At 45.4% G+C, this 13,792-nt stretch carries 14 protein-coding genes; 7 read left to right on the top strand and 7 right to left on the bottom strand.

Features of this window, described 5'->3' with window-relative positions; genetic code table 11:
- The first annotated feature begins 61 nt into the window (after positions 1–61).
- Complete coding sequence (locus ACZ5XY_RS03550) at positions 62–814, top strand: DUF4230 domain-containing protein (RefSeq protein WP_464743029.1); 753 nt, start codon at positions 62–64, stop codon at positions 812–814.
- 248 nt (positions 815–1,062) lie between these two features.
- Complete coding sequence (locus ACZ5XY_RS03545; protein ID WP_464743027.1) at positions 1,063–2,454, top strand: hypothetical protein; 1,392 nt, start codon at positions 1,063–1,065, stop codon at positions 2,452–2,454.
- A 53-nt stretch (positions 2,455–2,507) separates the two neighbouring features.
- On the opposite strand, the gene ACZ5XY_RS03540 is transcribed toward ACZ5XY_RS03545, so the two are convergent.
- The 4 genes from ACZ5XY_RS03540 to ACZ5XY_RS03525 all read right to left on the bottom strand — a co-directional run bounded on the left by ACZ5XY_RS03540 (position 2,508) and on the right by ACZ5XY_RS03525 (position 6,100).
- Positions 2,508–3,095: a hypothetical protein gene (locus tag ACZ5XY_RS03540; RefSeq protein WP_464743025.1), complete on the bottom strand. Its 588-nt coding sequence runs from the start codon at positions 3,093–3,095 to the stop codon at positions 2,508–2,510.
- A gap of 49 nt (positions 3,096–3,144) precedes the next feature.
- Positions 3,145–5,145, bottom strand: coding sequence for an FAD-dependent 5-carboxymethylaminomethyl-2-thiouridine(34) oxidoreductase MnmC1 (gene mnmC1, locus ACZ5XY_RS03535; protein ID WP_464743023.1), 2,001 nt, complete (start codon positions 5,143–5,145; stop codon positions 3,145–3,147).
- Complete coding sequence (locus ACZ5XY_RS03530) at positions 5,142–5,453, bottom strand: YciI family protein (RefSeq protein ID WP_464743021.1); 312 nt, start codon at positions 5,451–5,453, stop codon at positions 5,142–5,144. The genes mnmC1 and ACZ5XY_RS03530 overlap by 4 nt, the downstream gene beginning before the upstream one ends.
- Before the next feature lie 95 nt (positions 5,454–5,548).
- Entirely contained in the window at positions 5,549–6,100 is a 552-nt protein-coding gene (locus ACZ5XY_RS03525; RefSeq protein WP_464743019.1) for an inner membrane-spanning protein YciB, read from the bottom strand.
- Positions 6,101–6,344: 244 nt separating this feature from the next.
- Here ACZ5XY_RS03525 and ACZ5XY_RS03520 point away from each other — a divergent pair, with 244 nt between their 5' ends.
- Positions 6,345–7,241 (top strand): PHP domain-containing protein, encoded by an 897-nt coding sequence (locus ACZ5XY_RS03520; protein WP_464743017.1) that lies wholly within the window; start codon positions 6,345–6,347, stop codon positions 7,239–7,241.
- Between the two features lie 152 nt (positions 7,242–7,393).
- Positions 7,394–8,884: a GGDEF domain-containing protein gene (locus tag ACZ5XY_RS03515; RefSeq protein ID WP_464743015.1), complete on the top strand. Its 1,491-nt coding sequence runs from the start codon at positions 7,394–7,396 to the stop codon at positions 8,882–8,884.
- 16 nt (positions 8,885–8,900) lie between these two features.
- Here ACZ5XY_RS03515 and truD read toward each other — a convergent pair whose 3' ends face one another.
- Positions 8,901–10,088 (bottom strand): tRNA pseudouridine(13) synthase TruD, encoded by a 1,188-nt coding sequence (gene truD / locus ACZ5XY_RS03510; protein ID WP_464743013.1) that lies wholly within the window; start codon positions 10,086–10,088, stop codon positions 8,901–8,903.
- 185 nt (positions 10,089–10,273) lie between these two features.
- Between truD and ACZ5XY_RS03505 the strand changes: the two genes are divergently transcribed.
- Positions 10,274–11,884 (top strand): FAD-dependent oxidoreductase, encoded by a 1,611-nt coding sequence (locus ACZ5XY_RS03505; RefSeq protein WP_464743011.1) that lies wholly within the window; start codon positions 10,274–10,276, stop codon positions 11,882–11,884.
- Positions 11,885–11,995: 111 nt separating this feature from the next.
- Positions 11,996–12,577: a GNAT family N-acetyltransferase gene (locus ACZ5XY_RS03500; RefSeq protein ID WP_464743009.1), complete on the top strand. Its 582-nt coding sequence runs from the start codon at positions 11,996–11,998 to the stop codon at positions 12,575–12,577.
- A gap of 7 nt (positions 12,578–12,584) precedes the next feature.
- Here the strand turns inward: ACZ5XY_RS03500 and ACZ5XY_RS03495 are convergent, their stop codons facing one another.
- The gene (locus ACZ5XY_RS03495) at positions 12,585–12,806 is read right to left on the bottom strand and encodes a hypothetical protein (protein WP_464743007.1); all 222 of its coding nucleotides are present in this window, start codon (positions 12,804–12,806) and stop codon (positions 12,585–12,587) included.
- A gap of 115 nt (positions 12,807–12,921) precedes the next feature.
- On the opposite strand from ACZ5XY_RS03495, the gene ACZ5XY_RS03490 reads away from it, so the two are divergent.
- Complete coding sequence (locus ACZ5XY_RS03490; RefSeq protein WP_464743005.1) at positions 12,922–13,203, top strand: DUF503 domain-containing protein; 282 nt, start codon at positions 12,922–12,924, stop codon at positions 13,201–13,203.
- Positions 13,204–13,289: 86 nt separating this feature from the next.
- Here ACZ5XY_RS03490 and ACZ5XY_RS03485 read toward each other — a convergent pair whose 3' ends face one another.
- Complete coding sequence (locus ACZ5XY_RS03485; protein ID WP_464743003.1) at positions 13,290–13,784, bottom strand: REP-associated tyrosine transposase; 495 nt, start codon at positions 13,782–13,784, stop codon at positions 13,290–13,292.
- Positions 13,785–13,792: the final 8 nt, after the last annotated feature.

The raw sequence follows: 13,792 nt of genomic DNA, 5'->3' as shown, positions 1-13,792 counted from the left end.
TCATATAGTGATGAGTTAAATTGATAAAAATAACAATATTAAAAGTAAAAAAGGATGCGCCATGACTGAAAAGCAACCGCCACAAAAAGAAGTCATTCTAACTAAATCTGCCAGAAAAAAGCCTGTGGCTTGGCTCTCGTGGTTGGTATTATTGCTTGGGATTTTAGCACTAGCTTGGGCGTTTGTTACCATGCAAAAAAAGCCCGAAGCCGAACCGGTTGAAACCATCACCCGCGAGGGCGTCATCAGTCAAATTCAAGAGCTAAACCGACTGCAAACGGTACTATTTAGCGTCGATACCATCATCAGTAGCCAAAAGCGTGGCAGTTGGCAGCGGCTTTGGCAGGATGAGCAAAAAGGCTTGTTTATTGCTCGCGGCCGCGTTGAGGCGGGCATTAATTTGAGCGAATTAGCCCCTGAAATGGTTCAAGTCGTGCCGCCTGTGGTCAATGAGGACGCCAAAGCCAACACCGATAGCAACGCCTCGATGCCAACGATTCATATCACTTTGCCGCCGTCGCAAATTTTTACCGTTTATTTGGATGATTTGGAAATTTACGATTGGCAAACCGGTGCATTTAATCTCATGCAAGTTGACCCAAAAGTGTTTGAAGCGGCTCAGCAATCGGCAAAAAAGGAAGTTTTGGAGCGCGCTTGCCGCGGTAACATCATGACCCTTGCCGCAAAAAATGCCCAATCACAGTTGCAACAGCTGTTTTCCTTAACCGGAGCGGTGGTGACAGTAAACTCTCAAGGCACCGGCGCTTGTCAGATGCCAGCTGCCTCCAACAAAAAGCCCAATAATAAAGCTTAAGGGTATACCGTGCTTAAAGATCACCTCTTAATCACTAAGTTGGCATTAATATTGCTTAACTTCAATAGGGCGTTTAAACCTTAAAACTGACAGGCTTTTCCCTAATTAGTCAATTTTTGTTGTAAAAATTAGCGGTTTGATAACGACTAACTGACAATTCAAGCTATAATAGTTAGCGTTTAAGGTAATTCATAAATAGTAAGCCATCATTTTGAAAGATTTTTGTTAAGCGGTTTGGAGGGGTCACGATGAGTCAAGGTTTAATGCCTACTCAAAACAATCTAAAAAAAGTCCTGCGAACTGCGTTGGTGGGGATTAAACCTGCCGATCAGGTGATGATCAAAGGCTATTTGCGCGTACTTTTGCGGCTTGAGGCGGATTTAGAGTGGGTGTCGGCGAACCATCCACAGGTCGATTTATTCATGATTAATCACGAGTTTCGCGCCGCTGCCAGTATCCTCAAACTCCTTAGCAGCCAAGTACAAAAGCCGGTACTTTATGTCAGCCGAACTGATATTGATGAAGGTTGGATCAATCAAGATCGCTTGATTTTGCCGTTAAAAAAACTTGACGGTCTCAATGATTGGCTGATGACGTCCGTATTTGCCTTAAAGCAAAGCGCAGGGGCGGTCACCACGATTTTAAAGCAAAGTGATCTTGGATATGAAAAAGCTAACGTTGAAGTAGAGGCTACCTCAAATCGCCCAACCCAACCTGAGGCTAGTATAGATGATGAGCAAAGCCGCCGACCAATAGACTTTCCTAAACATACCGAAAATGCGCCATCAACCACAAATCAACGATTTGTCGCTGAAACGAGCAAAACTACCTCTCAAAACCATCAAGCAGCTGCCAAGCCGTTAACCGATTATTCAAGATTAATTGCTTTGATTAAACAGTTAAAAGCCAAGCCTGAGGGGCGCTATCAGCTACAAGCAAAAGGCGAGTGCTTGGCAATTATTGCCCCAAAAGAAGGTCGCATTTGGTATCGACAATCCCATTCAGAAATGAACGTTTTGGCGTGGCAATTGACGCCCTATCAAGGTGCGGACTTAAATGCGGCTGAAGCTTATGACTTAACCCAATGGCTTTGGCAACAAGCTTGGGATCACGCCGCAAGCTTACTGCCGCTGGCTAACGACTCAGCAAATTATCGTCTAGCGCACTGGGTGAAGCCTGAAATCAAAAGCTATGCGCCAAAGGTTGCTGACAGCCTTACGGTAAGCTTAAATAAAAAAGAACGTCAACAGCTGCTTGGGGTCATGACCGCGCTTGAGCTTTCACCAAGGTCAATCAATGAACTTGCCGCAACCGCCGGCGTTTCAATAAAAACGGTGAAAAAAATTATCGTCAGTTTATTATTTTCAGCAAGTTTGCAACATGACAGCTATGCAAATTTAGACGCGCGCCTGTTACAATCCCAAAATTCAGCAATCAATAATAGCGCCAACCAAAAAGCGGCTACGGTTGACCAACCTGCTGAGATGTCAAATGACGCTCAAGCTGAAAATCAAGCCGGTTTAGCAACAAATACGGCAAACCAAGCCGACGAAACTAGCCCTGCTGTTCCTGAAATGGATGCCGCGCAAGCTCAAAAAACCAGCTTTTTATCAAGATTGCGCCAAAAGCTTGGTCTTTAAAAGCTTGGTCTTTAAAAGCTTGGTCTTTAAAAGCTAACCCTGAAAACCACTCCTTAAGACTGAGTAATCACCGCTGCATCCGCACTGATGGCGGTGAAGTTGGTGATATCGCCATTTTGAATCAAATCGATACTACTGCCGCCATCATGGCTCACAAGCTCAATATTGCCGTCCTTTGAGCGATAGGTCGGGTTGTTGCCTTGACCTTCAGGGGCGGTTAAGGTGAGTTTTGGCTGATTGTCAAAGCTGACAATGGCGTTGAGTAAGCCCTCGCGCGAGGTTTCAAAGACCACGCTCATGGTCGTGCCGTCCTCGCTTTTATAACGAACATCGGTCACTTGAGCGCCGGCAAGTGAGGGCGGATTTTCAGCCGCGGTCTCATCATTTTCTGCCGCAGCGGCTTCGGCGTCAGCCTTTGGCGGCTCGGCAGGTTCGGTATCGGCTTGCTCTGGAGCTGAATCTACCTCAGTATTTTGGGCATCTTGGTCAGCCGCGATTGCTTCGGTAGGAGTGCTTGTGGCAACGGGAGCAGCGGTTTCTGCTTCGACTTTGGTTTCCGGCTTTTTTTGGCAAGCGGTCAGCAAAAATAAACTGACAACAATAGCAACGATTGGCTTTGGTTGAATGCCCTTAAGTTTCATAACATTAGTTCCATAACATCAGTTCCAATAATTTAGTCATGCCAGAAAGTTAAGGCGGAAGCGGCACTTGCAGTCGTTTGCGATTGGGCGCAAGTTTGGCAAGCATTTGACTTGATACTGGCGCAAAATTGCCTGTCATCAAGTCGGCAAGCACCTCGCTACAAAGCGGCGCGAACGCATAGCCTTTTGAACCCATTGCCGTTAAGCACCAAATATTATCCTTCAGCCTGCCGACAAGCGGATGATAATCCGGCGTTTGCGCGCGAATACCAACGCGGGCTTGCCAGTTGTCAAAATCAGTTGGCATCACTGCGTCAAGTTCAGGAATTGCGGCTACTAGCTTATCACGGTTAGCTTCGTGGTCAAGCTTGCGAACGTCTAAGCGCTCATCGTTGCGATCAAAGCTTGCGCCAAGTAAAAACTGCGCTTGCGGATAATTAACTTGATTAATATCAGCATCTTTTTTGGTGGGTAAAAATGGCGCGCAATAACCGCTATATTTTAACGGGATTTTCGGCAGTGCCGCCAATTGCTCAGCACTTGGGGTAAACCAAGACAACTGACCGCGGATTTTACGACAATTAAAAATTTTAGGATGCAATAAGTGACTTTCAAATCCTGCGCAAATGATGACGTTATCTGCGTTTAGGCTTGCAAGATTTTTATTTTCACTGTTGTCATCTGCAATCAAAAATCCAGTGACCATTGCATTTTGACCATTATCTTTAATATCTTTAACCGAGAATTTTTTAAATTCAATGTTTGGATGGGCTAACACTGCCGATTTAAGTGCTTGCGGATTAATTAATGCCGATTTTGGTAAAAATAAATTATTGCTTAACTCTTGACCAAAAATTCCGCTGAGATTTTGCGCGGGGTCATTGTCAAGGGTGGTGGCAATCTCATTTGGATAAGCTTTGATTTGCTCAGTATCAACGTTGGATTGGGTCAATAAATCAAGCGTTCCGGTTGGGGTGACGATAGTATCAATTAGCAACTGAGCGTTCACCAAATCAAGGCTGCGATAAAATTGGCTGCTATAAAAATAGGCTAGGCTGTGCAGATGCTCGGCGACAAATGCTATCGGCGTCATTTTCGGCGCAAGCAGCGCTCGCGGATTGCCAGAGGCACCGGCAAGGGGCGCGGTTTTGTCAAGCAAAGTCACTCGATGACCGCGCTGAGCCAGCGAGAATGCCGCCATCAGTCCAGAAACGCCCGTGCCAATAATCAGCGATTGCGGTTGTGGTTTTAGTAATTTCGTGGTTTTAGCTTTGACGTCGCCATTTTCAATAATCGCGGTAATCATTTCGCGTTTTTTGCCAAAGCCTTTGACTTTTTTAACCAAAAATCCGGCAGATTGCAATCCGCGCTTGACGACCCCTGCCGCACTAAAGGTGGCGGCAGTCGTTCCTACTCGTGATAATCGCGCAATTTGGGTGAAAATCGCTTGCGCCCACAAGTCCTCATTGCAAGACGGCGCAAAGCCATCTAAAAACCAAGCATCAATAAACGGCTTTGGCAACTCATGTTCCGGCTGAGCTAAGTTTTGCAAACTTTGAGCGGCGTCACCAAACCAAATATCGACCGTTAAGTTATCTTTCAAAAAGTTTAACCGATGACAGCCCTCAACTAAAGGCGGGTAAGCGGCTAAAAGCTTATCAATCAAATCAGTAAATTCAGGCGCGCGCTTGGCAATACTGGCAAGCGCTTTTGCCAAATCGCTTTGGGTCAGTGGAAATTTTTCGGTGGTAATAAAATGTAGCCGTGATTTGGCAAGATTGGCATTGTCACGGCGAAGCGTTCGCCAAAGCTGCCAAAGAACCAGCAAATTTAGTCCTGTACCAAAGCCAATCTCCGCGACCGTAAAGCTTTGGCTTTCTGCAAGCTTGGCAAGGCGATTTGGCAGGTCGTTATGGTCGATAAACACAAATTGCGACTCGCAAAGACCGTCGCTGTTCGAAAAATAAACGTCACCAAACAGCGCAGATACCGGAACTTCATTGCCCAAATCGTCCGTTTGCCAAGTGATTTTTGCCGGCGTGATAGTCATTTTTGGGTGACTGTCGTTGCTGGCAGGGCTTGAATAAAGGGCTTAATATCAACGTGGCTATAAATACCCTCGCGCAAATACGGCTCGGCGCTCGCCCATTCTTGAGCGGCATCTAGCGAGTCAAAGTCGGCAATAATGATGCTTCCGGACATTTCAGGAGCGCCATGCTCGATGGGCGTAGGTCCTGCAATGACAAGGCGGTTAGCAGCGTCGAGCTGCTTGAGCCTTGCTAAATGCTCCTCGCGGGTGGCTTTTCGACCCTCAAGGCTTCCGGCAACGTCATGACCGATGATGACAAATAGTGACATAATCATTCCTTATTGTTTCTTTATTTTTTAAGCGATTTTGCTAAACTTTAATGACACTCTTAACTTGTTAACAAGCGCTGATTTTAAGGCAAGCGCTATTTTGCCGTTTTGTCCATCAGCGCAGGATTAAGGTATTTTTTTAATACCATAAATTGGGCAGCAATAAACACCAGCATAATTGGAATCCAGCCGTAAGTTTTAAAGTTAATCCAAGCTTCATCGCTCATCATAAAGGCAGTAACGTAATGCAGCCCGCCCATTAACCCAAAAAATAGCGCCCAAGCTATGGTTAATTTTTTCCAACCTGATGACGATAATAAAAACACATCTTTCATGGCAAGCTGCATTAACGGTTTATTAATCAACGCGCTACCAAACAACGTTAGCGCAAAAATACCGTTAATAATTGGCGATTTCCAGCGCAAATAAATGTCATCGCGAAGCAAGAGCGTACCGCCGCAAAAAACAATAGTCAGCAATAACACGACCCATTGCTGCTTATCAAACTTGCCTTTTTGGCGGATAAAATGAATGGCATAAACGATGAGGGTGGCGATAAGTAGCGCCCCTGCCGCCATTAAAATACCGCTGTGGCGCGCGGCAATAAAAAACGCAATGAGTGGAATAAAGTCTAACAAGGCTTTCATAATAAGGCTTACCCGCTTAAGTGATGCCGATAGTTTACACGGCGCACGGCAATAAAAAAAGCAATGTTGGCGCATCAAACGGCACAATCTGCCTTATACTATATCCTATAACTTACTATATTCTATAAATTGAATGTGATGAGGGCTAAAATAGGATTTGGCGCGCGGCGGTAACCATAATTCGCGCCTTGCCACCTGTTGTCCAAAAGCACTGGCAAAATGATGCCTTAATAAGGTTTTAACGATGAAAATAGATTTGCATTGCCACAGCACTTGCTCCGATGGGACATTTGCACCAGAGGAGGTCGTCGCTCGCGCCAAAACCTTTGGCATTGATGTGCTGGCATTGACCGACCACGACACGCTAAAGGGCATTGAGTTGGCAAAAAAAGCTGCAAAAGAGTTGGGGATAACGCTGATTAATGGCGTTGAAATCAGTTGTCAGCATACCCTTGAGGGTGGTTATGGTAAAAATAAAGCCGCCACTAAAATCATTCACGTGGTAGCGCTTGATTTTACCGATACTAAACTCATGCAGCAAACGCTTGAGGGACTGCAAAACAGCCGAGCCACTCGCGGTTATCAGATGACTGAAAAATTAAGTAAATTGCTTGATTTGGAATTTGCGCCGCTTTGGCAGGAGATTTGCGCGAAAGCCGGCGGCAATCCAACCGCGGTTGGTCGAGCTCATATCGGTCAGGTGTTGTTTGAGCGCGGTCTTGTAAAAACGGTTCAGCAGTCGTTTGATAAGTATTTGGCGGACAACAAACCGGCTTATGTGGCGATTGAAGCGTTAAGCCTTGAGCGCGCTATCAACCTGATTCACGACTGCGGCGGCAAAGCGGTGCTTGCCCATCCGACCCGATATCAGCTGTCCGCCACCCGAATCCGAAAGTTAATTACCGAATTTGCTAAGCTTGGCGGCGATGCTTGCGAAATCCCAAGTATCAGCGAGCCTATCAGTACGCGAAAAATGATTGACCGCTGTATTTTAGAGCACAAGCTTGCCGTATCAACAGGCAGCGACTTTCACGGTGCTAATATGCCGTGGCGCCGCTTGGGCGATGTCCCTAAATTAAATCCTGACCAATCGGGAATTTGGCAAAGCTTTAGCGCCTTTTGCGCCATCAAAGACCAATAAACCAAACGGTTTTAAGCCGCTGATAAGGCGCAATCGACAACAACCTTTTATTTTTATAAGCGTTACATGGATAATTTTTAAATTAAAATTATCCTAACTGTCCCTAAGCGGTAACCGATGACCTTGATTTTTCGATAAGTGATTGCTCGTTTATGCTCAATGCCATTTTTAAACCTCACAACAAACTGTCCCAAATCATTTTTGAATGGCAAGCAGAAGACCGCGCCGCGCTGTTAGCTTTATTTATGGTTCTTGAAATCAGCTTGCATTGGCTTTGGTGCTTGTTTGTTTGGTTGTGCCAAGACGAGATTGGTACTTACGTTCAGATGGCGCTATTGCCGCCGGTTTGGATGGGCGTTAGCTTGATGTGGCTGCTGTGTTTGTGGCTGGTGTTTTATTTGGTCAAGATTAAAAATAATTTACTGCTGCTTTATCGGTGGCAGTTGGTGCTGATTGCCGCCTACAGCATTTATATTGCTATGGTTATTTTGGTGATGGGGCACAGCAGTTTGGTGGCGGGCGTGTCGCTTGTGGGCGGGGCGATGCTTGGGATGATGCTGGTTCGCCGCCGCTATATGTGGTGGGCGTTTTTGTGGCAGGTCGCGGTGGTCGTTTTTTTGACCATCATCCCTTATTTTGGGTTGAAACTGCCTGATTTACGGCAACTGACCATTACTTCCATTCCACTTGATACTTACAATTATTTAACCTACAGCGAAATGACCACCATTGAAAATGCAATTGCCGCTTCCATTTTTAAAGATGGTAAACTCAGTTGGGAAAATATTGAGCTGCTGCGGCAGTCGTCATCGTTTTTTTGGCGCGGCAGTCATTTGTATTTGGCGCTGCCTAAAGCCATGTTTATGGTTTTTGTATTTCGAAAACTGTTGGTAATTTTAGATGCCAGCAAAAATGAGATTTTAGAGCATGCCAATAAAGATGAGCTGACCAAACTAAATAGCCGCCGCTTTGGTCTGGCGATGATGCAAAAAAGCCTGATGGCGCTCAAAGAAAAGCAAAGTTATAGTGTGATTATCCTTGATTTAGACTATTTTAAAAACATCAATGATACTTATGGTCATGATGCGGGCGATTTGGTGCTGCGAGAGGTGGGAGGGCTATTAAATAGCACCTTTGAGCTTGATGAAACGGTCAGCCGGCAAGGTGGTGAGGAGTTTTTAATTGGGCTGCCGCATATTTCCCACAACGCCGCCCTTGCCATTGCTGAAGATTTGCGACTGCGAATTTCTGAGCACCCGATTCGCCTTGTAGACGGTCGCCAACTGCCGATTACTGCAAGCTTAGGGCTTTATACCTTAAGTCATGACGAATTACTTCTTCTGAAACAAAGCTATCAGCTTGAGGCGCAAAATCGAAATCTGCCGCTAGCACAGAGTACCAACAGCTTGCAAGAAACGACCGCATCAAATAAAAAATTATGCTTTATCCACCGCCTCTCGCAAGCGTTAAAGCAGCAGCGGCAACTGCCAAGCTACCTTGTTAAAAACGAACCACCGGCAGATGTGATTTGTCAGCGCATCATCAGCACCGCCGACAGCGCCCTTTATCATGCCAAAAAATCAGGTCGCAACCGCGTGGCAAGCGCCAATGAGTTAATCCAAACGGGCGAGCTGAAATCTTAACTGACCGCTAAACTTCTTAAGGCTGAGTTAAGTCTTGCACAAAACTTGCCAAAACACTGGTGGCAAAGCTGCCTTTTGGCAGTTTAAAAGTAAGCTTTAGCGCCCCCTCATCAAGCCAGTGGGCAGCAAAATCAGTTAACGTGAGCCGAAGCGCTCGGCGCTGAGATTTGACCTCAAAGCGCTCAAGCCCTAAAGCAAGCTCGGTTAATAACGCATTATTTTTAACAATATCTATTTCAAAGCTATCAATTGAGGCGCTTGATTTTGCCGATGGCGTTCCCCAAAGTGCGCCGGTTGGGTGAATGTCATGGCGCATCAATCGCGCCCTTATTTCCTCATCGAGCGTTTCGCTAATAAATATCGACCCTGACCCTGCAAGATTAAAAATCTCACCCGATTTGCCACAATTCCAACTGTCATCAATCACGCGCGCCGCTAAAATTTGATTAAAAATCGCACTGCGGGCAGCGGATATTGCAAGGCTTTGCGCGGGATTTGGTGGTCGGCGTTTTTTACTTTTGCTCATTGGTTTTTTATTTTGCGGCTTTTTAGTTTCGGTTATGGGTTTAGTAAAAAGTCTTAAAGCAGCGGCAATATTATTACCCTCAATGCCAAAGCGCTGAGCGCCAAAATAATTAGGAACGCCGATTTTTGCAATGGCGTTAAGCTGAGTTAATACCTTAGCTTTAGCGGCTGGATTATTATCTTTGTCATCAAGATTTACTTCTCGAAGCACGATGGTAAATTGATTTTGTTGATGGGTGCCGCGATTGAGTTTTTTTTGATGCCACTGCTGCGCCAAAATAGTGACCTTTTCACCGTTATTTAAACTTTGATTTTGCAAAAAATCGGTAAAGGTCAGAGCAGGAACTTCTTTTTTTGGTAATCGCAAGCTAAACCACTGCGTCGTTTGCGCTTTTCTGTCTTTGATTCCCGAATAGCCAACATCTTTTAGCGGAATTTGTGCCCAATCGGCTAACATTTGCGCCACAAACGCCGTATTCAAGTTTTGTTTTTGGAGTTGCAACCAAAGATGCTCGCCGGAATTGCTAAATTCAATGTCTAATAATTCTTCAACGATAAAATCTTGCGCCATGGTTTTAAAATTTGCCGTTAAAATTGGCGGTTTGCTTGGCTGCGGCAGCTTTGAGGTATCGGCTAATTCTTTTACTTCAAAATTTTGAATTTCGGGGTTTAATGTCATAAACGACGCTCTTATTTATAAAAAAAATTAAAAAAGGTGTAAATCATGATTGAGGTTACGATTTGCTACTTGCCGCGACCATAAAAAAACAGCAGATAAATGGCGCAGTTGCTATCATCAATAGTTGATAATTGACAATAAATAAAAAATTTCATCAGGAAGCCATTGCCACCTAAGGACGATTTATGAAAGTGACCATCAACAAAGCCGGCATTAAAAGCGGCGGTATGAAATCATTTAAACAAGACGATGATAGCATTATTTTAATCACCCGCGATGATGACGAGTTTCACGCCTTTAATGGCAAATGCCCGCACGCTGGCGCAAACTTGGGCGACGGTCTGCGCTGCGGCAATCGCGTGGTCTGTCCGTGGCATCATGCTACTTTTGATAGCAAGGACGGCTCACTGCTTGAACCGGTAGCAACCGAGGGCTTAACCCAATATCAAATCGAAGATAGCGGCGATAAATTAATCGTCGATACTGATTCTAAAATTACTAAAAACAACCCTCACGATAAGCTTAAAAATACCACGACCGTTATTGTCGGTAGCGGCGCAGCAGGATTTATGAGCGCCCATCATTTGCGCAACGAAGGCTACGGCGGCAAGATTATCATGATCAGCGCGGACGACCACGAGCCGTACGACAGAACGCTACTGTCCAAAGCCTTTTTGGCCGAAAAAGCTGATGAAAAAAAGCTTAAACTTGGCGGCGATGATTGGGCGAAAAAACAAAACATCGACTTACGGTTAAGTCAGCGCGTCTCAAACATCGATTATCAACATAAAACCGTCACGGTAGTGGGCGCTGACAACAAAGCGGACAATCAAATCACGGCAGACTTTTTGGTTATTGCCACAGGTGCTGAGCCGGTCATTCCGCCGATTAAAGGCGCAACCTCAGATGGTGTTTTTACGCTGCGAAGCCTTGACGATGCCAAAACGATTAAAGAAGCAACGCACGGCAAGCGTGTGGCTATCGTTGGCACAGGATTTATCGGCATGGAAGTCGCGTCCGCACTTGCGCAAGCAGGAAAAGCTACCGAAATTACCGTTATCGGTCAAAACAATCGCGTAATGAGTAGCATTGTCTCTGAAACCGTCAGCAATGCGCTAATTAATTTACATGAAAAAAATGGCATCACCTTTGAATTTGATGCCACCGTTCAGGAAATTAATAGCGATAATAATGGCAAAGTTACCGGCGTTACCCTTAAAAGTGGTAAAAAAATTGATACTGACGTAGTGATTTTAGGAACGGGCGTTGCCCCGCGACTTGACGTGTTAGGCGAGATTAACGACCCAAATGGCGCTCAAGTTGATGCCCGATTGCAGCTAAAAGACAGCGTTTTTGCGCTTGGTGACATTGCCAACGCTGAGGGTAAACTGGGTCGTTTGCGGATTGAGCATTGGCGCGTGGCGTTGCAGCATGGTTTGGTCACGGCAGCGAGCATTTTAAATGATGACATTTTAGATGGTCATTCGGTCAACTCACTAAAAGAGCGAACCCCCTTTTTTTGGACGATGCAATATGGCAAAAGCCTGCGCTACAGCGGTCACGCCAAAACGCCCGACCACGGTATTTTAATGGGTCAGCCAAACGAGTTGAACTACATTGAGTTTTATTTTGACGATGAGGGGGAGGACAGCCGAGCGACCGCCGCAAGCACCCTTGGTCGTGATAAAGAATTGGTTGCCTTTGATGCGCTGCTTCGGCGCGGTGTTGCCCCAACGCGCGCGCAACTTTTAGCCGGATTTGATATTATTGCTCAGGCAACCGCGATTTCATCTTAATCTGATTTTTTGAGCTGATTTTGGCTTAAAGTTAACTGTTAACATTAAGGCGGCATGGCACATTTTAGCTTTGCCGCTTTTACAATTTGCCTTTTACTCTTTAGGAAATTTATGACTACGCCTCAAGTATTTTTACGGCAAGCCACCCTTAATGACATTTTAGCTTTAGAGCCGCTGCTCAATCGCTGCTACCGCTTTAATGAAGGCTGGACGAATGAAGCAGATTTGGTCGGCGGTATCCGAACCAACCAAGCCGAGCTTGAGGGCGTTATTAACGACCCAAAGCAATATTTATTTGTATTCCCAAAAACGGCAAACGGCGAGCGTGGTGGGGCAGAAACCGGTGAGATTTTGGGCTGTATCAATGTTGAGATGGGCAATGATGACGCTCATATCGGCATGTTTGCGGTCAATCCTGAACTTCAAGGCAATGGCGTTGGCAATACCATGCTTGAGGCGGGCGAGGTTTTCGCCGAGCGTCATTTAAACCATCGTAAAAATGCTCAAGGCAAGCCTTCGCCAGCGGTCATCAAGCTTTTGGTGTTAAACGGTCGCCCAAAAATGCAAGCCTATTACGAGCGGCGCGGCTATGTGGCAACGGGAAATACCGAAGCCTTTCCTGAGGACGGCAACAACGGAACGCCAAAAAAAGAAGGGCTTTATTTTTTTGAACTGGCAAAAACGATAAAATAATCGGCGATTAAGCGTGTTGCGGAGCGCCCCAAAAATAACCAAACGTCATAAATAACCCAAGGCTTAGCAAGATAAACGCCACGACGATCAAGCGCCGAAACCAGTTAAACGCCGGTCGGCGCGTGGCGTCATCATCACTCATTAAATAGGCAAATAGCCCAATCAAGCTTGCCACTAGCGTTATCAGCCCAAGCCCAATCGGTAAAATAAAAAAATACACCTGCCACACAGCCGCGCCCCTCAAGTCAATTCACGGTATGATAGCAGCATCAAAGTGCGGTTGTCTGTAATCCGCGATGAACTTTGGGGTGAAATCTATTTAATCTTTTGTTAGGGAAAATAAGATGCAAATAGCCATTATGACCGTCACCATCTCCTTGCCCGGTTGTAGCTCCCTGAAAGAAAAACGCCAACGCGTCGGCGGTCTTCATGAGCGCTTTGGTCGCAGCCCAAACGTTGCGGTTTGCGAAAGCGGCGAGCTTGACCGTCATGATGCCAGCGAATGGTCGTTTGTGGTGGTCGCTCAAACTAAACGCGATATTGACGCTCAGTGCCGCCAAATCGAGGATAAGCTTGAGCGTATTGTGGATGGTCGGGTGATGGGGGTGGTGAGGGAGGTGGTCTAGTTGAGAGTTTTTTATATTAATTCTAATCTGTAGGTTGGGTGGAGCTTGCGGCACCCAACAACTATTATATCCAACAATGAATATTCTTAATTGCCCCAGTCGATAGGCAATAAACCATCTGCGACAAATCGATGGAATGACGAATATTGCCAATCCTTGACTTGTTTAACATGATTATGCTTAACAGGGTTGATATGAATATAATCAATATGGGCGTAATAATCTGCTTCATCACGAATATAATGTTCCCAAAATCGGCGTTGCCAAATACCGCGCTCGCTTTTTTTACGTCTGCTATTTGAAATAGGCTCTGTTTTGCTAATGTGATAAGAAAAGTAGTATTTGATCAGCTTGATGCGCTTAGAGAAGTCCGCATCGTTATCTGGCATAGTACATAACATATGCAAATGGTCTGGCAAAATAACGATAGCATCGATATGAAAGGGATGTTTTTGTTTAACGGTTTTAAAGGCATGTCGAAGTGTTTCAATTTCCTTGGTTAATAAATCGCTCGACCTATCAGCAAGATTAATTGTGAAAAAATAGCTTGCTCCTTTTTGATAATGCCTTCGGTATTCCATGTTATTTT

The organism is Psychrobacter sp. GTC18467, assembly GCF_055397455.1.
The sequence above is the reverse complement of the archived record's forward strand: the minus strand, read 5'-3'. Positions and strand labels throughout refer to the sequence as shown.

Excerpts from the sequence above, each read along its gene's own strand:
- ACZ5XY_RS03540 (WP_464743025.1), bottom strand. The coding sequence starts at position 3,095 with ATGAAACTTAAGGGCATTCAACCAAAGCCAATCGTTGCTATTGTTGTC.
- ACZ5XY_RS03530 (WP_464743021.1), bottom strand. The coding sequence starts at position 5,453 with ATGTCACTATTTGTCATCATCGGTCATGACGTTGCCGGAAGCCTTGAG.
- ACZ5XY_RS03550 (WP_464743029.1), top strand. The coding sequence starts at position 62 with ATGACTGAAAAGCAACCGCCACAAAAAGAAGTCATTCTAACTAAATCT.
- ACZ5XY_RS03515 (WP_464743015.1), top strand. The coding sequence starts at position 7,394 with ATGCTCAATGCCATTTTTAAACCTCACAACAAACTGTCCCAAATCATT.
- truD (WP_464743013.1), bottom strand. The coding sequence starts at position 10,088 with ATGACATTAAACCCCGAAATTCAAAATTTTGAAGTAAAAGAATTAGCC.
- ACZ5XY_RS03485 (WP_464743003.1), bottom strand. The coding sequence starts at position 13,784 with ATGGAATACCGAAGGCATTATCAAAAAGGAGCAAGCTATTTTTTCACA.
- ACZ5XY_RS03490 (WP_464743005.1), top strand. The coding sequence starts at position 12,922 with ATGCAAATAGCCATTATGACCGTCACCATCTCCTTGCCCGGTTGTAGC.
- mnmC1 (WP_464743023.1), bottom strand. The coding sequence starts at position 5,145 with ATGACTATCACGCCGGCAAAAATCACTTGGCAAACGGACGATTTGGGC.
- ACZ5XY_RS03505 (WP_464743011.1), top strand. The coding sequence starts at position 10,274 with ATGAAAGTGACCATCAACAAAGCCGGCATTAAAAGCGGCGGTATGAAA.
- ACZ5XY_RS03525 (WP_464743019.1), bottom strand. The coding sequence starts at position 6,100 with ATGAAAGCCTTGTTAGACTTTATTCCACTCATTGCGTTTTTTATTGCC.
- ACZ5XY_RS03520 (WP_464743017.1), top strand. The coding sequence starts at position 6,345 with ATGAAAATAGATTTGCATTGCCACAGCACTTGCTCCGATGGGACATTT.
- ACZ5XY_RS03500 (WP_464743009.1), top strand. The coding sequence starts at position 11,996 with ATGACTACGCCTCAAGTATTTTTACGGCAAGCCACCCTTAATGACATT.
- ACZ5XY_RS03545 (WP_464743027.1), top strand. The coding sequence starts at position 1,063 with ATGAGTCAAGGTTTAATGCCTACTCAAAACAATCTAAAAAAAGTCCTG.